The sequence below is a fragment of the Mesorhizobium sp. C277A genome (assembly GCF_040324395.1).
In the GTDB taxonomy this organism is placed as follows: Bacteria; Pseudomonadota; Alphaproteobacteria; order Rhizobiales; family Rhizobiaceae; genus Mesorhizobium.
In genome coordinates this window covers 2,601,219-2,620,525 of record NZ_JAMYVW010000002.1, presented here as the reverse complement: position 1 = coordinate 2,620,525, position 19,307 = coordinate 2,601,219, and the positions used below count along the sequence as shown (strand labels likewise).

At 63.3% G+C, this 19,307-nt stretch carries 14 protein-coding genes; 10 read left to right on the top strand and 4 right to left on the bottom strand.

Annotation, left to right across the window (positions count from 1 at the left end; translation table 11 throughout):
* Positions 1-106 precede the first annotated feature (106 nt).
* The 4 genes from NKK52_RS13095 to NKK52_RS13080 are packed head-to-tail and all read right to left on the bottom strand — an operon-like array spanning position 107 to position 5,274.
* Positions 107-724, bottom strand: a complete 618-nt coding sequence (locus NKK52_RS13095; protein ID WP_050592012.1) for a sarcosine oxidase subunit gamma — start codon at positions 722-724, stop codon at positions 107-109.
* Positions 717-3,710, bottom strand: coding sequence for a sarcosine oxidase subunit alpha (locus tag NKK52_RS13090; protein WP_023815505.1), 2,994 nt, complete (start codon positions 3,708-3,710; stop codon positions 717-719). The genes NKK52_RS13095 and NKK52_RS13090 overlap by 8 nt, the downstream gene beginning before the upstream one ends.
* The gene (locus tag NKK52_RS13085) at positions 3,707-4,003 is read right to left on the bottom strand and encodes a sarcosine oxidase subunit delta (protein WP_023670367.1); all 297 of its coding nucleotides are present in this window, start codon (positions 4,001-4,003) and stop codon (positions 3,707-3,709) included. The genes NKK52_RS13090 and NKK52_RS13085 overlap by 4 nt, the downstream gene beginning before the upstream one ends.
* 11 nt (positions 4,004-4,014) lie before the next feature.
* Entirely contained in the window at positions 4,015-5,274 is a 1,260-nt protein-coding gene (locus NKK52_RS13080) for a sarcosine oxidase subunit beta family protein (RefSeq protein ID WP_023670368.1), read from the bottom strand.
* Between the two features lie 318 nt (positions 5,275-5,592).
* Between NKK52_RS13080 and NKK52_RS13075 the strand changes: the two genes are divergently transcribed.
* The 10 genes from NKK52_RS13075 (at position 5,593) to NKK52_RS13030 (ending at position 19,300) form a co-directional block, all read left to right on the top strand.
* Positions 5,593-8,082, top strand: coding sequence for a mechanosensitive ion channel family protein (locus NKK52_RS13075; protein ID WP_023681797.1), 2,490 nt, complete (start codon positions 5,593-5,595; stop codon positions 8,080-8,082).
* A 145-nt stretch (positions 8,083-8,227) separates the two neighbouring features.
* Positions 8,228-8,491, top strand: a complete 264-nt coding sequence (locus NKK52_RS13070) for a hypothetical protein (RefSeq protein ID WP_023670370.1) — start codon at positions 8,228-8,230, stop codon at positions 8,489-8,491.
* Between the two features lie 206 nt (positions 8,492-8,697).
* Positions 8,698-10,131 (top strand): UbiA family prenyltransferase, encoded by a 1,434-nt coding sequence (locus NKK52_RS13065; protein ID WP_023681796.1) that lies wholly within the window; start codon positions 8,698-8,700, stop codon positions 10,129-10,131.
* Positions 10,132-10,134: 3 nt separating this feature from the next.
* Positions 10,135-11,487 (top strand): FAD-binding oxidoreductase, encoded by a 1,353-nt coding sequence (locus NKK52_RS13060; RefSeq protein ID WP_023681795.1) that lies wholly within the window; start codon positions 10,135-10,137, stop codon positions 11,485-11,487.
* A 124-nt stretch (positions 11,488-11,611) separates the two neighbouring features.
* Positions 11,612-12,061 (top strand): EamA family transporter, encoded by a 450-nt coding sequence (locus NKK52_RS13055; RefSeq protein ID WP_023670373.1) that lies wholly within the window; start codon positions 11,612-11,614, stop codon positions 12,059-12,061.
* Positions 12,058-13,065: an NAD-dependent epimerase/dehydratase family protein gene (locus NKK52_RS13050; protein WP_023681794.1), complete on the top strand. Its 1,008-nt coding sequence runs from the start codon at positions 12,058-12,060 to the stop codon at positions 13,063-13,065. Before NKK52_RS13055 ends, NKK52_RS13050 begins: the two co-directional genes overlap by 4 nt.
* Positions 13,066-13,132: 67 nt before the next feature.
* A complete protein-coding gene (locus NKK52_RS13045; RefSeq protein ID WP_245260818.1) occupies positions 13,133-14,563 on the top strand; it encodes an aspartate aminotransferase family protein in 1,431 nt (476 codons plus the stop codon).
* A 34-nt stretch (positions 14,564-14,597) separates the two neighbouring features.
* Positions 14,598-15,833 (top strand): hypothetical protein, encoded by a 1,236-nt coding sequence (locus tag NKK52_RS13040; RefSeq protein ID WP_023681792.1) that lies wholly within the window; start codon positions 14,598-14,600, stop codon positions 15,831-15,833.
* Entirely contained in the window at positions 15,830-16,585 is a 756-nt protein-coding gene (locus tag NKK52_RS13035) for an FkbM family methyltransferase (protein WP_023670377.1), read from the top strand. The genes NKK52_RS13040 and NKK52_RS13035 overlap by 4 nt, the downstream gene beginning before the upstream one ends.
* 153 nt (positions 16,586-16,738) lie before the next feature.
* Positions 16,739-19,300, top strand: coding sequence for a GcvT family protein (locus tag NKK52_RS13030; RefSeq protein WP_023681791.1), 2,562 nt, complete (start codon positions 16,739-16,741; stop codon positions 19,298-19,300).
* Positions 19,301-19,307: the final 7 nt, after the last annotated feature.

The window sequence follows — 19,307 nt, the reverse complement described above, 5'->3', positions numbered from 1 at the left end:
TTTGATCCCCTGGGCCGGTTGGGCCACGTTCCCCACCATGGGCTTCCATTGGAGCATTCTCTAGCGGCAGAACCGGCTGGCCTTGAGGCCAGAACGGCTGTCGGCCCTACTGAACCTCGTAGCCGACCTCCTCGCTGGCATGGCAGAGCGCCTTCCAGAACGAGCGGGCGAAGGAGCGGAAGACATAGATGTCGAACTGGTCGGTGCCGGTGCGCTGGATCTGCGCAAAGACGTCGTGATGGGTGGTCGAACGGCCGGAGCCGATCGGGAAGGCGGGCAGCGCAAAGTCGATGGCGAAGAATTTCGCCAGCACCCATTCGGCCTTAGGGCCGGCGATGCGGATAGCGGTGCGGCCATGCGACAGGTCGGTGATCGTGCCGATTGCCGGGGTTACGTCCCCGGCAAAACTCGCCGCCAGGCCCTCGGCCTCGTCGACGACTGTGAATTTTCCAGGCGCGAAACCGAACACGGCCTTGCCGTCCTTGGCGAGACCGCCGCCGGCGCCATCGGGCAAATCGAGGCCGGTGACCTTGCCGATCACGTCGATCAGTTGCTTTTCCGCGCCCGGCCACGCGGCCAGCTGCAGGATCGAGCCCGGCCGGGTCTCGGTCAGGATGACTTCAACGCCATGCTCGAAATTGCCGTGCGAACCCGGATGGGACACCGGCTCGAGCGGCGAGAGGCGCTCGGGTGATTGGCGTTCGGGTGATTGGCGCTCAGCCATGCATGCGGCTCCCGTCCGGGTCGTAGAAATGGTTGGAGACGATCTCGACCGGCCCGAACCGCTTGCGCAGCGGATCGGAGACGAATGCCCGGGTGCCATGGCGCGCCTTGCCGCCCTCGACCAAAGCCAGCGCGATGTGCTTGCCCAGCGCCGGCGAGTAGCAGCAGGCGGTGATATGGCCGATGGAGTCGTGCGGATTGGCTTCGTCCAGTTCCTCGACGAGGTGGGCTCCGCCATTGAACGGCCGATTGTCGAGCGAGACTAGGCCGACCAGCTGCAGCCGCTCGGGCGCGATCAGGCCTTCGCGGTCCATCATCGCCGAGCCGATGAACGGCTTCTTCTTCGACAGCATCCAGTCGAGATGCAGGTCGCGCGCCGTAGTGCGCCCGTCGATCTCCGCGCCGGTGACATGGCCCTTTTCGATGCGCATCGTGCCCAACGCCTCCAGCCCGTAGGTGACCAGGCCGAACGGCTTGCCGGCTTCGATAAGGGCTTCCCAGACATGGGTGCCGTAGCCGGCGCCGCAATAGACCTCGAAGGCCATTTCTCCGGAGAAGGACAGCCGGCAAATCATCACCGGCACGCCTGATATCTCGCCGCGCACGATGCCCATGAACGGCAGGGCTGTGTTGTCGACCGCGGTGCCGGTGACACAGGCGGCGAGGATGGCCCGCGCCTTCGGCCCGCCGATGGCCGCGCCCGCCCATTCGTCGGTTACCGAGGTGACGTGCACTTTGAGCTCCGGCCAGATGACGTCGAGGAAATATTCCAGATGCTGCATCACCTTGCCGGCGTTGGCCGTGGTGGTCGTCATCAGGAAATCCTGTTCGCCGAGCCGCCATGTGGTGCCGTCGTCGAAGGCCAGCCCGTCCTCGCGCAGCATCAGGCCGTAGCGGGCCTTGCCGACGGGGAGGGTGGAAAACATGTTGGTGTAGACCCGGTCGAGGAATTCGCCCGCATCCGGCCCCTGAACGGCGATCTTGCCCAGCGTCGAGACGTCGACGATGCCGGCGCTTTCGCGCGTCGCCCTGGCTTCACGGACATAGGCCTGCTCGACCGTCTCGCCGGCAAGGCCGTAGATCATTGGTCGATACCAGAGGCCAGCGGAATACATCGTTGCGCCATTGGCGAGGTGCCAGTCATGCATGGGCGTCAGGCGCTCGGGTTTCAGATCGCCGAAGCGTTCGGCGGCAAGCGAGCCGATCGACACCGCGGAATAGGGCGGGCGGAAGCGCGTCGTTCCGACTTCGGGGATCGGTTTGCCCAACGCCTCGGCCATGATGGCGAGGCCCGGAACGTTGGAGTTCTTGCCCTGGTCGGTCGCCATGCCGAGCGTGGTGTAGCGCTTCAGATGCTCGACGGAGACAAAACCTTCGCGATGCGCCAGCCGCACGTCTTCAGCAGTCACGTCATGCTGGAAGTCGACGAAGCTTTTTCCCTTGGCTTTGATCTCGAACACCGGCGCCGGATCGGGGTTTCCCGGGGCTGCTTCGACATCCGGCAAAGCTGCCGGCGCAGCCGCTCCGCCCGCGGCGGACAGGCCGGCTGCACGGCCCTCAGTGATGGCTTCGACGGTCGAAAAGCTGCCGTTGAAAGCGCCGGCGCCAATCCATTGCCGAGTCGGTTTCGGCGGCAGGAAGGCCTGGCGGGCAGGGTTCCATTCGGCTCTGGCACCGGCCTGGCTGGCGAGATGGATGGTCGGCGACCAGCCACCCGACATCAGCAGGCAATCGGCGTGGATGCTGCGGGCGTCACCGCTGAGCGCGCCCGAGGTCATGTCGAAGCGCTGCACCTTGAGGCCGGAGAGCGCCTTGCCGCCTTCGGTGGCGACCACGGCATGGCCGGAGAGGATTTCGGCTTCGGCCTCGGTGGCGAGGCTGCGCATTTCGGCCGAAAGCTCGGGGCGCACATCGACGATGGCGACAATAGCCGCCCCGGCCTTCCTCAGCGCCAGCGCCGAGCGATAGGCGCTGTCATTGTTGGTGAACAGCGCGATCCTGTCGCCGGGCAGCACGCCATAATCGTTAGCATAGCGCTCGGCGGCATGCGCCAGCATGACGCCCGGCCGGTCATTGCCGGGGAACACAAGCGGCCGCTCGAAAGAGCCGGTGGCCAGCACCACCGTCTTGGCGCGGATCGCCCAGTAGCGATGGCGCGGCTCGCCCTTGCCGGGCGTTTCCTTGTGGTCGGTGACGCGCTCGAGCGCGGCTAGCGTGTTGCCGTCGTAATAGCCCCACACCGTGGTGCGCGGCAGCAGGCGGACCGTGTCATGGCCTTCGAGCTGGCTGACGGCGCGCGCCGCCCAGTCGGCGGCCGGCGCGCCGTCGATGGCCTCGCCGGACCAGTTGGCCGAGCCGCCGAAACGCGGCTCGAGTTCGGCCAGGATGACGCGCGCGCCCTGGTCGGCAGCGGCCTTGGCGGCTGACAGGCCGGCCGGGCCGGAGCCGACCACCAGCACGTCGCAAAACGCGTTCATGCGCTCGTAGCGCGAGGTGTCGGCGGCAATACCGGCGCGGCCCAGGCCGGCGGCGCGGCGGATGAAATGCTCGCAGAACATCCAGAAGCGGGTGCCTTTCAGGGGGCCGAAGACAGGGCCCATGAAGGTCTTGTAGTAGAAGCCGGCGGCCAGGATCTTGCCGCCGAGCTGGTTGACGGCGTTGATGTCCCAGGCGAGCGAGGGAAAGCGGTTCTGGCTGACGGCCACCAGCCCGTCATAGATCTCGACCATGGTTGCGGCGATGTTGGGCTCGCGCACTTCGCCGCGCAGCACCGTCACCAGCGCGTTCGGTTCCTCGACGCCGGCCGAGAGCAGGCCGCGCGGGCGGTGGTATTTGAATGAGCGGCCGAAAAGCGTGACGCCGTTAGCAAGCAGCGCCGAGGCCAGCGTGTCGCCGGCATGGCCGGTGTAGGGCGTGCCGTCGAAGGTGAAGCGGATGGTGCGCAGCCGGTCGACGCGGCCGCCGGTCTCGGTGCGGCGCGGGCTCACGACTTGCCTCCGGCTTTGTGCCGGGCGGCGGCATTGTGGTCGCCGCGGGCGAAACCGGTGCTGGAAATCTCATGCGTGACCGTGTTGCGCACCATCCTCAGATGGGTGCGGCAGCCGCCCGAATGCTGCCAGATCTCATTGTGGTCGCCGGCCGGGTTCAGCCGATCGTAGACATAGGCGTTCCAGGCGTCGAGGTCCTGCGAGTTGGGCTGCGGGCGCTCGCGGTTGCCGTCGCCCTGATAGGTGAACTCGATGACGTCGCGCGGGCCGCAATAGGGACAAGTGATAAGCATTTGTTTGAACCCTAATGCAGCCGGGGCGTTGCGCCCTGGCCCTTGTCGTCAATCACTAGGCCACGATAAAAACGGTCGAGCGTGAACGGCGCGTTGAACGCGTGCGGTTCGTCCTTGGCGATGGTGTATGCGAAGCACCAGCCCGAGGCCGGCGTCGCCTTGAAGCCGCCATAGCACCAGCCGCAATTGAGATACATGCCCGGCAGCGGGCCGGTGGTGATGATCGGCGAACCGTCCATCGACATGTCGCAGACGCCGCCCCATGAGCGCAGCATGCGTACACGCGCAAGGCCGGGAAACAGCGCCAGCATCTCGCTCATCACCTCATCGACGATGGGCAGGTTGCCGCGCTGAGCGTAGCTGTTGTAGCCGTCGATGTCACCGCCGTAGACGAGGCCGCCCTTGTCGGACTGCGACATGTAGAAATGACCCATGCCGAAGGTCAGCACCGTGTCGACGAAAGGTTTCAGCGATTCGGTGACGAAGGCCTGCAGCACATGGCTCTCGATCGGCATCCTGTCGATGCCGGCAAGCTGCATCACCCGTCCGGTGCTGCCGGCAACGGCCACGGCAACTTTCTTGCCGCGGATCTCTCCGCGCGTCGTTTGCACGCCGGTGATGCGGTCGCCGTCGCGCAGGAAGCCGGTGACCTCGCAATTCTCGACGATGTCGACGCCGCGTCGGTCGGCGCCGCGGGCATAGCCCCAGGCAACCGCATCGTGACGGGCGGTGCCGGCGCGCGGCTGCATCAGGCCGCCGACGATGGGAAAGCGCGCGGAGGCCGACATGTCCAGCGCCGGGACCAGGCGCGCGATCTCGGCGGTGCTCATCAGCTCGGCATCGACGCCGAGATGGCGCATGGCGTTGCCGCGCCTTGCCAAGTCGTCGAACTGGCCCGGCGTGTGAGCCAGATTCAGGCAGCCGCGCTGCGAGAACATGACGTTGTAGTTGAGGTCGTGCGAAAGGTTCTCCCACATCTTCATCGAATGTTCGTAGAAGCGGGTGTTGGACGGCAAAAGGTAGTTGGAGCGCACCGCCGTGGTGTTACGGCCGACATTGCCGGAACCCAGCCAGCCCTTTTCCAGCACCGCGACATTGGTGATGCCGTGCTCCTTGGCCAGATAGTACGCCGTCGACAGGCCGTGGCCGCCGCCACCGATGATGATGACGTCATAGGAAGCCTTGGGGTCGGGCTTGCGCCAGGCCGGCTTCCAGTCCTTGTTTCCCTTGAGCGCGTTCGTGAGAAGCGAAAGGGCTGAATATTCCGCCATTCTTCATGTCATCCCTAGAGCATGATGCCGAAAAGTGTGAAGCGGTTTTCGGACGACATCATGCTCTATATCTTTGATTTGTAGAGCCGGATGATTTCAGGTCCAACAGACCTGAAGCCATCCGGCTCGGGTGCGATGCGGCAGACTATAGAGCAGGCGGCGGGCGCAAAGCCAAGATTGCGCCATGGCTTTTCGACTGGCCGACTCCCGCAAGGCGCCCAACTGTCATGACTTCGCCACGACTTGCTCCACGGGATGAGCGTCTCTATCAAGGACCGCTTTAGAAGCGGCCTTGCCGCCCTTTGAGTCGCCACCATTATGCTTTTTCGCTTCTTTCGCCTGATCCTGGTCCTCGCGCTCGTTGCCTTGGCGCCGCATTCGTTCGGCGCGATGGCGCAGGGGCTGGGCCAGGCGCCTGCCGGGCTGGTCGCCGACCAGCAGAAAATCCTGCAGGGTTTGACGACGAAAACCGACGCTCTGGAGAAGAAAGTCCAGGAGGACGGCGTCGACGACACCACCCTCGTCGAGATCCGCCTGCAGTTGGAAGAGCTGTCGCGCGCTGCGCTGAACAGCGCGCTGGCGTTTCGTTCGCGGCTGGGAGAGATCAATTCGAGGCTCGAGCAGCTTGGCGCCCCGCCGGCTGCCGGACAGCCCCCTGAACCGGACATCGTGACCGGCGAGCGCCAGGCGCTGGCGTCGGAAAAGGCGGAGATCAACGCCGTCATCGCCGGGGCGCAGAACCTGTCGATTCGCATCAATTCGCTGATCGAGAAGATCGGTAATATGCGCAGCGAGCTGTTTCGCAGCGGCCTAACCAAGCGCTATGTGCTGTCCGATGCACTGAGCCCCCAGGTGTTTTCCGACGCAAGGGACGAATACGCCAACTTCTACAGGGCGGTGTCATCGTGGCTGAGCTTTGCCTTCAAGTTCAAGTTCCAGGCGATGCTCGCGGCGACCCTCATGGCGCTTGCTTTGGCGGTGGTGCTTCTGGTCGGTGGGCGCCGCCTGTTTGGGCGCATCTTCGAGCCCGACGCGTCGGTTGAAGATCCGACATATCTCAGTCGCCTGTCGGTGGCGTTCTGGTCGACTTTGCTGCCGACGCTGGCGGTCAGCGCCTTCCTCGCCTCGACGGTGTTCCTGTACAACTACTACAATGTGCTGCGCGGCGACATAGGCGTTTTCCTCAACGCGCTGGCAGCCGTCATCGCCATAGTGTTCTGTGTCAACCGCCTGACCAATGCGGCTCTGTCGCCCAGCATGCCGAACTGGCGCCTGATCCAGGTCGAGACCGGCCCGGCGCGTTGGCTGGTGCGGCTGACGACGGCCATGGCAGTCGTCATCGGCATCAACAATTTCCTGTCGATCGTCAACGACAAGATGGGCTCGCCCCTGTCGCTGACGGTGGCCAGGAGTTTTGTCGCCACCGTCATCGTGGGCGTCATCCTGATCCTTATGGCGCTGCTGAAGCCTTACAAGGACGCCGACGGGCGCTGGCGCCCCTGGCCGGCCTGGCTGCGCTACACCTGTGTCGCGCTCGGCCTGTTCACGATTGCGGCGGCACTGTTCGGCTATATCGGTCTTGCCATCTTCGTCTCGTTGCAGGTCGTGGTCACCGGCACCATCCTGCTCACCGCCTATATCGGCTTCCTGTCGGCGCGCGAGATCGGCGAGGAGGGTGGTTTCGCCGGCACGTCCATCGGGCGCTGGCTGAAGACCAATTCCAGCTATGAGGACACCGCGCTCGACCAACTCGGCCTCGTCGTCAGCGTCGCCATCAACCTGATGATCGTGCTGGTGTTCCTGCCGCTGATCCTGTTGATGTGGGGCTTCCAGCCCGGCGATATCCAGGCCTGGGGCTATAAATTGGCGACAGGCGTCACCGTCGGTTCGGTGACGATTTCGGTCACCGGCATCCTCACCGGCATCGTCGTTTTCATCATCGGCTATTTCCTGACCCGCTGGTTCCAGGGCTGGCTCGACGGCTCGGTAATGGCGCGCGGCAAGGTCGATACCGGCGTGCGCAACTCGATCCGGCTGGCGGTCGGCTATGCCGGCGTCGCGCTCGCTGGGCTCGTCGGCATCTCGGCGGCGGGCATCGATCTCTCCAACCTGGCGCTTGTTGCCGGCGCACTTTCGCTGGGTATCGGCTTTGGCCTGCAGAATGTCGTGTCCAACTTCGTGTCCGGCCTGATCCTGCTCGCCGAGCGGCCGTTCAAGGTCGGCGACTGGATCGTCGCCGGCGACACATCAGGCACGGTCAAGAAGATCAGCGTGCGCGCCACCGAAATCGAGACCTTCCAGCGGCAATCGGTGATCCTGCCCAATTCGAACCTCATCAACAACGCCGTCGGCAACTGGACGCACCGCAACAAGCTCGGACGTGTGGAGATCAAGGTCGGGGTCGCATATGGCAGCGACGTCAAGCGGGTACACGCGGTCCTGCTTGAGATTGCGCGCGGCCATGCGCTGGTGCTGAAGAACCCGGAACCCTTCGTCCTGTTCACCAATTTCGGGCCGGCAGCACTCGAGTTCGAGATCCGCGTGTTCCTGGCCGATGTGCTGAACGGCGCCATCGTTCAGAACGATATCCGCTTTGCCGTTCTCGATGCTTTTGACGCCGAGCACATAGAAATCCCCTCGACGCCGCGCGCCGAGGTCAAGGTCAAGCAGACCGACGCATGGCCGATCGACGACGACAAGATCGAGGTCGAGTTCGCCGAGAAGGAGCAGGCGGAGGCCAGAGCCGCCGCCGAGGCGAAGCGGCTGGCCAAAACTGGTCGCAAGGCCCGCAAACCCGATCCCAGCTAAGGCCCCAAGCTCCTCCCAAACCAATTGCGGCATGAATGCGGCATTCAGTTGCGGTTCAGCTTGCATCTCCTATAAGCTCACATGCAAAGGCGAGAATGCCTTGCGAAATGCAACAGAGGCGGTGTGGAAACACCGATATTGCAAAATGTGGAAGTCGCTCGTCGTCGCCATCGCTCTTACCGCAGCGAGTGGCTCGGCCTTTGCCGCCAGCGCGGTCAACAAGGATGCTGAGACCCGTACGCTGATCGTGACGGAAGGCGGCGGCAAGACGGAGCTGGCGCTGGCCGCCGGCGAAACCGTGGAATTCTGCCCGAACGGCTGTTTCGTCACCTTGCCCAATGGTGACCTCGAGGCCCTGACCGGCTCGGAAACGGTCGAAATCTCAGGTGGCGTTGCCCGCATCAAGTAAAGTCGGCAAGCAGATGTAGTAAAGGCCGGGCAATGCCCGGCCTTTTATTGTTCGCGGTAGCGATTGCTTAACAATGACGCGGGAAATATCGTGGCGCCTACCGGCTGCAACCGTGCGTTTTAACGTTCAATACGCCGTTCCGCCGCTATACCGGTGCGAAGACGCCGAAACACGGCGCAACCGGTTATGAATAGGGCAGAACGGACATGGATGCGCGGTCGGACAAGAACGCAATCCCGCTTGCGGTCGACCTCGACGGCACGCTGATTGCGACCGATCTTCTTTGGGAAGGCCTGTTCATCCTGCTCAAGAAGAATCCGCTCTATGTTTTCCTGGTCCCGTACTGGCTGGCCGCCGGCCCGGCGCGGCTGAAACAAGCCATCGCCGACCGCATCGATATCGATCCGGCCTCGCTGCCCTATCGCGAAGCGCTGCTGCAGCGGCTGCTCGCCGACCATAGCGACGGACGCAAGATCGTGCTGGCGACCGGTACGCCACGCAAGTTCGCCGAGGCGATCGCGGCGCATCTGGGCGTCTTCGACTATGTGCTGGCGACCGACGGTCCCCACAACATGACCTCGGGCCGCAAGCGCGACGCGCTCATCGCCGCCTATGGCGACGGCGGTTTCGACTATGCCGGCAACAGCCGGCACGACGTCAAGGTTTTCGGAGCCGCACGCAAGGCCATCGTCGTGGCGCCCGACCGCCATGCGAAGCGCTGGCAGGCCGCGCATAGCGCCGAAAGGATGCCGGCGCCGAAAAGGACATTGAAGACATTCGTCAAGATGCTGCGCGTGCATCAGTGGCTGAAGAATTCGCTGATCGCGGTGCCGATGGTGCTGTCGCATGAATACTTCAACATCAACATGATCTGGCAATGCCTGCTGGCGTTCGTCTCCTTCAGCGCCGTGGCTTCCGCCATCTACATTCTCAACGATTTCTTCGACCTTGCGCTCGACCGCAAGCATCCGACCAAACGCAACCGACCTTTCGCCAGCGGCGCTTTGTCGATCCCGTTCGGTCTCGGCGCGATGGCGGTGCTGCTGGCGATCGGCATTGCCGCCGGGCTTCTGTTGCCGATCGAGTTCCTGGGCGTGCTCGCCGGCTATCTGGTGGTGACCACAGCCTATTCGCTGTCGTTCAAGCGCATGCTCCTGGCCGACGTACTGACGCTGGCGGGGCTATACACTGTGCGTGTGCTGGCAGGTGCTGCGGCGACCGGGGTCGAAGTCTCGTTCTGGCTGCTCGCCTTCTCGATTTTCTTCTTCCTGTCGCTGGCGCTGGTGAAGCGCTATGTCGAACTGCGCACCACAGCCATTCCGGTGGGCGAGCGCATTGCCGGCCGCGGCTACCGCATCGAAGACCAGGAGATCGTCGCCCAGGCAGGAATGGCGTCGGCCTTCTCCTCGGCGCTGGTGCTGGCGCTGTACATGGACAGCGTCGCGGTACGCGAACTCTATCCGCATCCCTGGCTGGTCTGGCCGCTGGCGCCGATCGTGCTGTATTTGACCATGCGGGTCTGGATCCTGGCGCGCCGCAACGAGATGAATGACGATCCGGTCATCTTCATCATTCGCGACTGGCGAAGCCAGATCGTCGTGGTGATCGGCGCCGCCCTTCTGGTCGCGGGAGGCTGGTAGGGGATGGCCGGCGAACGGTACCGGAGTTTTGGCCTCGCCACGCCGGCCGCAAAGCGAGCCATCGCGGCCGACGATGCCATCGCGCTGATGCGAAGCGGCAAGGCGACAAAGAACGCTCTGCTCGCCTATGGCAATGGCCGCTCCTACGGTGATTCCTGCCAGAACGGGCCAGGTGCGGTCGTGGACATGCGGCCGCTGAACCGCATCGGCGCCTTCAATGCCGAGACCGGCCTGCTCGAGGCGGAGGCCGGCGTGTTCCTCTCCGATATCATTGCGCACACTGCACCTTACGGTTTCTTTCCGACTGTCGTCCCAGGCACCCAGTTCGTCACCCTTGGCGGCGCGATCGCCAATGACGTCCATGGCAAGAACCATCACCGGCGCGGCACCTTTGGCTGCCATGTCGAGTCGTTCACGCTGCTGCGCTCGGACGGGCGGACCTACACCTGCTCGGCAACCGACAATGCAAGGCTGTTTGCGGCGACGATCGGCGGCATGGGGCTGACCGGCCTGATCCTGTCGGCCTCGATCCGGCTGATGCGGGTGCATTCGCTCGACATCGCCGAGAAGGTAACGCGGTTTGCCGATCTCGGCGAATTCTTCGAACTGGCCGAGGCCGCCGACCAGGCCAATGAATATGCCGTCGCCTGGATCGACCAGCTTGCCGGCGGCCATGGCCGCGGGCGCGGCCTGTTGTTGACAGGCAATCATGCCGAGTATGGCTCGCATGCGGCGTCTCGCGCCGGCTCCCGTTTTTCAGTGCCGTTCCAGCCGCCGTTCAATGTGCTCAACCGGCCGTTCCTCACCGCCTTCAACGCCGCCTATCGGTGGAAGAAGGGGCGCTCGCCGGGGCCGAGCCAAACCGGCTACCAGGGCTTTTTCTTTCCGCTTGATGGTGTCGGCGACTGGAATCGGCTGTATGGCCCGAAAGGTCTCTACCAGCACCAGAGCTTGGTGCCGGAAAATGTCGCGCGTCAGACCGTGCCGGCGCTGCTCGATGCGGCGCGACGGGCCGGGCAGGGCTCTTTCCTCACCGTGTTGAAGCGCTTCGGCTCGATCCGCTCGCCGGGGCTGCTGTCCTTTCCGCGGCCAGGCTTCACGTTGACGCTGGATTTCCCCAATCGCGGCGACAGGACGCTGGCCCTGCTCAGCGAACTCGACCGCATCACGGTCGCGGCCGGCGGCGCGGTCAACCCGTACAAGGATGCGCGCATGGGCGCTGATACTTTCGCGGCCTCCTTCCCGAATTGGCAGCGGCTTGAAGCGCTGCGCGACCCGGCTTTCGTGTCCAGTTTCTGGCTGCGGACGGCGAAAATGCTCAACGTCCGGCCAAGGCGTGTCGAGGCAGCTGAATAGGTACAATCCGAATAAGTCATGGTGAATAGATCGTAAGTTCCGTAGTTTACTCAAAGCATTGTCGTGACTTCACGAAATGTTTGCAGGTTAGTAATAGGACCGTTGCGAGTGGCGGGTGCAAAATATGAAATACATCGTCTTCATTCTGTTCACGGTCATGACCAATGCCGCCGCGCAGCTGATGCTGAAGCAAGGCATGATGTCGCTCGGTCCCATTTCGTTCGAAGGCACCAATCCGCTGTTGAGGCTGTTGCAGGTCGTTTTCAGCCCATGGGTGTTTCTCGGCCTGTGCACCTTCGTCATCTCGATGGCTTCGCATCTCTACGTGCTGTCCAAGGTCGAGCTCAGCTTTGCGTATCCGTTCCTCAGCCTTGCCTATGTCGCGGTTGCGATCTTCGCCTATTTCATCTTCCGCGAGGACCTCAATGCCTGGCGCATTGCCGGCATCGCCTTCATCTGCGTTGGCACCGTGCTGATCGCGCAAAGCGGTCGAGACTTGGGCGGGCGCGGGCATGACGACCAAACCGCTTCCATCATCCCCGACAAGATCCAGACAAACGAGATCGTTCGATGAGACATGTTATTTTCGGCGGCGACGGCTTCGTCGGCCGTCATCTTGCCCCGAAGCTTGTGGCCGATGGTGAAGAGGTTGTCGTTGCCGACATCGTCAAGAGCGACCTGACGCACTATCGCAACGTTCGCTTCGTCACCTGCGATGTCACGGATACGGCCTCGGTGGCTAACATCGGATTGAAGGCCGACGACATGATCTACAACCTGTCGGCCAAAATGCTGTCGCCGATCCAGGTGCGGGCCAAGCGTCACGACTTCTTCTTTCCGGTGAATTTCCATGGCACCGAACACATCATGCAGGCGATGGACAAGGCCGGCGCGTCCAAGCTCGTCCACTACACCACCGACATGATCTACGGCCACACGGTCACCCAGCCGATGACCGAGGAGCACCCGGTCGCACCGCTCGGCGAATATGGCTGGTCGAAGCAGAAGACCGAGGAGCTCGCCGCTCAATGGCGCAAGCGCGGCATGTCGATCTCGCTGTTTCGCCCGCGTCTGATCATCGGTCCCGGCCGGCTCGGGATCCTGGAAAAGCTGTTCAAACTGATCGACTGGAATTTTCCTGTGCCGATGATCGGCTCGGGCAAGAACCCCTATCAGTTCATCTCGGTGTTCGATTGCGCGGAAGCTGCCCGCGCGGCCTGGAAGGCAGGCGTGCCCAACCAGGCCTATAATCTGGGCTCCCTCAATCCGCCGCCGGTGAAGAAATTGCTGGGCGACCTGATCAAGCATGCCGGCTCGAAGTCGCTGCTGATCCCGACGCCGGGCTGGGCGGTCAAGCGCACCCTCGACCTGCTCGATCTCATGAACATGCCGATCATGGATCCCGAACAATATCTGATCGCCGATGAGGAGTGCGTGCTCGACGTATCCAAGGCCGAGCGCCAGCTCGGCTGGGTGCCGCAATATCGCGACGAGGACATGCTGATCGCCGCCTACAGCGAATACCGCGCCAAGAAAGACGGGCTTGCCGTCACCGCAAATCATGTCCCCGCCGAATAGGTGGGACGACCAGGAGAACTCCGAAATGACCGTCATGGCCAAGCCTGAGCAGACGAACGCGCGCACCATGGTCGGCGCGCCGGCGTTGTCGCCTACCGCCATCGCCAAGCCCGACCTGATCAGCGTCGAGCAGGCGAAGGCGATGGATGTTGCGCGCATGACCGACCTGTTCAAGGCGCATCTCAATCCGGGCCAGCTGCATTTCATGAAGCTGCTCGGCTTCCACAAGATCAAGATCGAGCGTGCCGAAGGCATGTTCTACATCGACCAGAACGGCCGCAAGATTCTCGACTTCTTCGGCGGCTTCGGTTCGCTGGCCTTCGGCCACAACCATCCGCGCATCCTGGAGGCCCGGCGCAAATTCCAGGAGGAGAAGCGCCAGGAAATCGCCATCGCCTTCATGTCGCAATATGCATCGGCCCTTGCGCACAACATCGCCAAATGCTCGCCCGGCGATCTCGACATGGTGTTTCTGGGCTCGTCGGGTTCGGAAGCGATGGAAGCGGCGGTGAAGCTCGCCGAGCGCGCCGCCGGGCCGAAGAGGCCAAAAATCGTCTATGCCGAGAATTCCTTCCACGGCAAGACCAAGGGCGTGCTCGGCATTACCGATGGCCAGCTCTACCGCGCGGACTTCAAGATGGCTGAGAACACCGTTCGCATTCCGTTCGCCGATATCGAAGCGGTCGAGCGGCTGTTCCGCTCCGACCCGGAGGTCGGCGTCATAGTGCTTGAGACAATCCAGGGCGGCGGCGGCATCATCCAGGCAGAGGCGCAATACTGGCAGAAATTGCGCGTGCTCTGCGACCAGTATGGCGTGTTGTGGGTGGCGGACGAAGTGCAGTGCGGCTATGGCCGTTCGGGACGCTTCTATGCCTTCGAGCATTATGGCGTCGTGCCCGATGTGACGGCGCTGGCGAAATCGCTCGGCGCCGGCAAGGCGGCGGTCGGCGCGATGATCGCCCGGCGCGAGGTCTATATGAAGGCCTATGGCACGCCGAAGACGGCGATGATCCATGCCATGGCCACCTTTGGCGGCATGGGCGAGGCCTGCGTCACCGCGATCGAGGGCATCAACGTGCTCTATGATGAGGGGCTGATCGACAACGCCGCCACGACCGGCGACTATCTGCTGCAGCGTCTGCAGGCGCTGAAGGAGAAGTACCCGAAGATCATCAAGGATGTGCGCGGCAAGGGCTTTATGGTCGGGCTCGAGTTCCACGACTTCTCGCAGACCTTGCCGATGGTGCTGCGTCCGATCGTCAGCGTCCTCGACGACAAGCTGAAGGGCTCGCTGTCGGGCTTCGTCGGCGCGCTGTTGCTGCGCGACTATGACGTGCTCGTCGCCTTCACCGAATACAACCGCAACGTCATCCGTCTCGAGCCGCCGCTGATCTGTCAGCGCGAGCATGTCGACCGTTTCGTCGATGCTTTCGATAGCCTGCTGTCGCGCGGCATTGTGGGAATCGTGAAGCATTTCGTCAAAAGCCAAGTCCGTTAAAAGAAGTCCGTTGAGCGAAGTCCCGAGTCCGACAATGCTGAGCAAGTCTCCCGCCCCGCAAAACACACTCGACCGGCTGACCGCGGCCGCTCTGGCGTGGGGCGAGGGGACTTATGCGCGATGGGCCGCGCCAATCGGCGCGATCGCGTTTTCGCTCTATATCCTGCTGACGGCGTTCATGGCCTGGACGATGCCCGACGCCAATTGGGACATGCTGCCTTATCTCGCAATCGCCGGGGAGGGCGCTTATCCCGATGCGCAGGCATTGCATGACTACGCCTACAGCACGGTCCAGGCCGGCGTGTCGGCCGCCGACTACAAGACGCTGACCGACGATGGTGGCGGTTTCCGCAGCCATATGGCGCAAAATGCCGCCGACTTTCACTCGCTGCTTGGCATGTACCGGATCAAGTTCCTCTACGCCGAGATTCTTTCGACGATGAGTTCGGTGATGTCGCCGGTCGAGGCGATGCGGGTGCTGCAGGTGGTCTCGGTGCTGCTGTTCGGGATGATCACGCTGCTGTGGCTGCGAACCGAAGGTGCGCTGGCGCTGGCGCCGGTGGCCGGCGCGGTACTGATCATGGCCGATTTCGGCGACGCGGCGCGCGCCTCGACTCCGGATCTGATGTGCTCGGCCCTGTTCCTCGGCGGGCTGCTTGCTTATGTGCGCGGCCGCGAGGCAGCGACCGCTGTCCTGCTTTTCATGGCCTTCATGGCGCGGCCGGACAACATCGTGTTCCTGGCCATTTTCGCCGTGCTGCTGCTGGTCTTCCGGCAGCGGGCATGGGGCGCGCTGGCCGGCTTTGCCGCGTCCTTCGTCGCCTATTTCGCGATTTCGCACTGGGCCCAACATCCCGGCTGGTGGCCGCATCTGTGGTTCTCCAGCATCGAGCAGCACTACAATATGGATGGCTTCGAGCCGCCGTTCTCGCTTGGCGCCTATCTCAAGGCGTTTACCGCATCCTTCATTCGCGCCATCAGCATCAACAGCTGGGTCGGGGTCTCGGTTCTGGCGCTGGCCGCGTGGTTTGCGCTCGGCCGCGCCGGCTTCCGGCTCGATCGTCGCGCCGGCATCCTGCTTGCAGCACTGGTGCTTGGCGTGCTGGCGAAATTCACCGTCTTTCCGATCCACGACACCCGCATCTACTTCCCGAACCTTCTGCCGCCCTACCTTTTGCTCGTCGGCCCGATCATGGCGCTGTGGGCGTCGGCAAGCCTGAATGGAAGGCGACCCATCGCCTTGCAGGCCATACCTGGAGATAAGCCATGAGTTCCATTTCCGGCCTGGCGCGCATCGCCCTTTCGCTCGGCCTGCCCGCCGGCCTGCTCGATCGCGGGCCCGCGTTGCGTGGCACGAAATTCCTGGCCAAGGCGGCGCTGAAGGCGCGGTTTGGCGGTGGGCAAGCCTTCCAGATGGTCAATGTCGGCGCTTGCGACGGCGCGCTGTTCGACGACGTCACGCCGTGGCTGCACCGCATTCCGCGGGCGCGGGCCGTGCTGGTCGAGCCGATCCCGTACAATCAGAAGCGGTTGCGCGCCAACTATCCCGACACGGAACGCTTCGTCATCGAACCGGTCGCGGTGACGAAGACCAAGGGCACGATCACCGTCCACACTTTCGATGCCGCGGCACTCGAGGCCGGCACGCTGCCGATCGAGTTCATCGGCTGCTCGTCGGTCACCGACACCAATCTGATGTCGGGCAAGAATGCCTGGGGCGAGGACGACGCCAATTTCAACAAGTTCGCGCCGCACGTGAGGGATATCGAGGTGCCGTCGGAAACGCTGCAGACGCTGCTCGACCGCAACGGCATCACGCATATCGACGCCTTCCTGGTCGATTGCGAGGGCGCCGACTGGATCGTCTTCGAACAGCTCGATCTCAAGCGCTATCGTCCGGGCATGATCAAGGTCGAGGTCGGCGCGCTGCCGGCCGCCGAAATCGGCCAGGTCGTGGTCAAGCTGAAGACATCAGGCTATCAGGTCGGCTTCCAGGCCGAGGACATCTGGGCCTTCGCCTGAGATAGATCGCCACTGGCGGCACGCCGGCGCGCCGGGTCGCGTCGCATCCGCGACGTGTCGCAAACAGGCGGTAGCTCCATCCACGTCCTCTGCATATTGTGCGCCATTCGAACGGGCGCGGACACGCCTGCTTTATCCCTTGGAGTCGCGGCAATGGCAGAGTTTCCGAAACAGGCGAAGGTCGTCATCGTCGGCCTGGGTGGCATTGTCGGCGCATCGATCGCCCATCATCTGATCGAACGCGGCTGGACCGACATTGTCGGCATCGACAAATCGGGCATTCCGACCGACATCGGCTCGACCGCGCACGCCTCGGACTTCTGCTACACCACCAGCCATGATTTCCTGTCCTGCTGGACGACGCTCTACTCCATCGATTTCTACGAGAAGATGGGCCACTACGCCCGCATTGGCGGCCTCGAAGTGGCGCGCGTCGGCGACGAAAGCCGCATGGACGAGATCAAGCGCAAGATCGCCTCGGCAAAATCCTTCGGCACCCGCGCCCGGCTGATCGAACCGGCCGAGATCAAGGAAAAATTCCCGCTGATCGAAGAGTCTATGGTGCAGGGCGGCCTGTGGGATCCGGACGCCGGCTTGGTCATCCCGCGCTCGCAGACCGTCGCCGGCAAGCTGGTCGACCAGGCGGAAGCGTCGGGCAAGTTGAAGTCGTTCGCCAACACGCCGGCCAAATCCCTCATTGTCGAGGAAGGCCGCATCAAGGGCGTGGTCACCGACCGCGGCACGATCATGGCCGATTATGTCATCGTCTGCGCCGGCATCTGGGGCCGGCTGATCGCCGAAATGGTCGGCGAAGACCTGCCGGTGATGCCGATCGACCATCCGCTGACCTTCTTCGGGCCTTACAATGAGTTTGCCGGTACCGGCAAGGAGATCGGCTGGCCGCTGCTGCGCGACCAAGGCAATTCGGCCTATATGCGCGACACCGGCGACCCCAGGACCGCCGAGGGCGGGCAGATCGAATGGGGTTATTACGAAGAGACCAATCCGCGCCTCTGCCATCCGCGCGATTTGCTGGAAAAGGATCAGGCGCGGCTGTCACCGTCGCAGCGCGATCTCGACATGGAGCAGATCCTGGCGCCGCTTGAGCGCGCCATGGAGCTGACGCCGATCCTGGGCGAACTCGGCTACAATGAAAGCCATTCCTTCAACGGCCTGTTGCAGGTGACCGCCGATGGCGGCCCGTCCATGGGCGAGAGCCAGAAGGTGAGGGGCCTCTGGTACGCCGTCGCCATCTGGGTCAAGGACGGCCCCGGCATGGGCAAGCTGATCGCCGACTGGATGACGGACGGCCGCACGGAAATCGACCATCACGCCATCGACTATGCCCGATTCTATCCGCACCAGACGAAAGAGCAGTTCATCTGGGATCGCTGCACCGAGACGGCGATGAAGGTCTACAATCCAGCGGTGCATCCGCGCGAGCCGTTCTCCAAAGGTCGCAACATCCGCCGCTCGCCGTTCTGGGAGCGTGAGAAGGAACTCGGCGGCTACTTCATGGAGTTGGGCGGCTGGGAGCGCGCGCATGGCTATGCCGCCAACGAGCATCTGCTGGAGAAGTATGGCAACCGGGTTCCCATACGTGAGAACGAGTGGGACAATCGCCATTTCTGGCGGGTGTCCAATGCCGAGCACCTGGCGATGAGCGAGGATTGCGGCATCGTCAACCTCTCGCATTTCTCGATGTACGACATCGAAGGGCCGGATCATGTCGCGCTGCTGGAATGGCTGTGCGCGGCCAAGATCGGTGGCGACAACAACATCGGCAAGGGTATCTACACCCACTTCCTCGACGAGGAAGGCATGGTGCGCGCCGACTTCACCGTCATCCGCATGGCCGACCGCTGCCGCCTGATCGACGGCGCCGACGCCGGCCCGCGCGACTTCCGCTACATGCAGCGCACCGCGCAGGACAAAGGCTTTGACGTCACCATCACCGACGTGACGGAAAAATACGTCACTATCGGCATCTGGGGACCGAACGCGCGGGCGACGCTGCAGAAAGTGGTCGAAAATCCGGATGGTCTCTCGCTCGAGAACTTCCCGTTCGCGGCGATCAAGCCGGTCAGGATCGGCGGCAAGGACGTCACCGCCTTCCGCATCTCTTATGTCGGCGAGCAGGGCTGGGAACTGCATATGCGTTACGAAGACGGCCTGGCCGTTTGGGACGCGCTGCGCTCATCGGGGGTCATGCCGTTCGGCGTCGAGACCTATGCCAACACCCGGCGCATGGAAAAGAGCCTGCGCCTGCAGAACGCCGACCTTCTGACCGAGTACAATCTGCTCGAGGCCGACCTTGCCCGACCGAAGGTCAAGGAGAACGACTTCTGCGGCAAGGCCAAACATGTCGAATACCGCGCCCGCGAACACCAGCCGGCGATCCTGTGCACGCTGGTGATGACCGAGAACGTCGATGCGAAAGGCATTGCCCGCTATCCCGTGGGCACCATGCCGGTGATGGATCCGAAGACGGGCGAGACGCTGGTCGACGAACTCGGCCGCCGCTCCTTCACCACGTCGATGGCCTACGGCCCGACCATCGGCAAGAACATCGGCCTCGCCTATCTGCCCTGGGCCCATGCCCAGGAAGGCCGCAAGTTCGGCATCGAATATTTCGGCGAGACCTATCCGGTCGAAGTGGCTGCCGTCGGCTACAAGCCGCTCTACGATCCAGAGAATTTGAAGCCGAGGAGTTGAGCGTCAT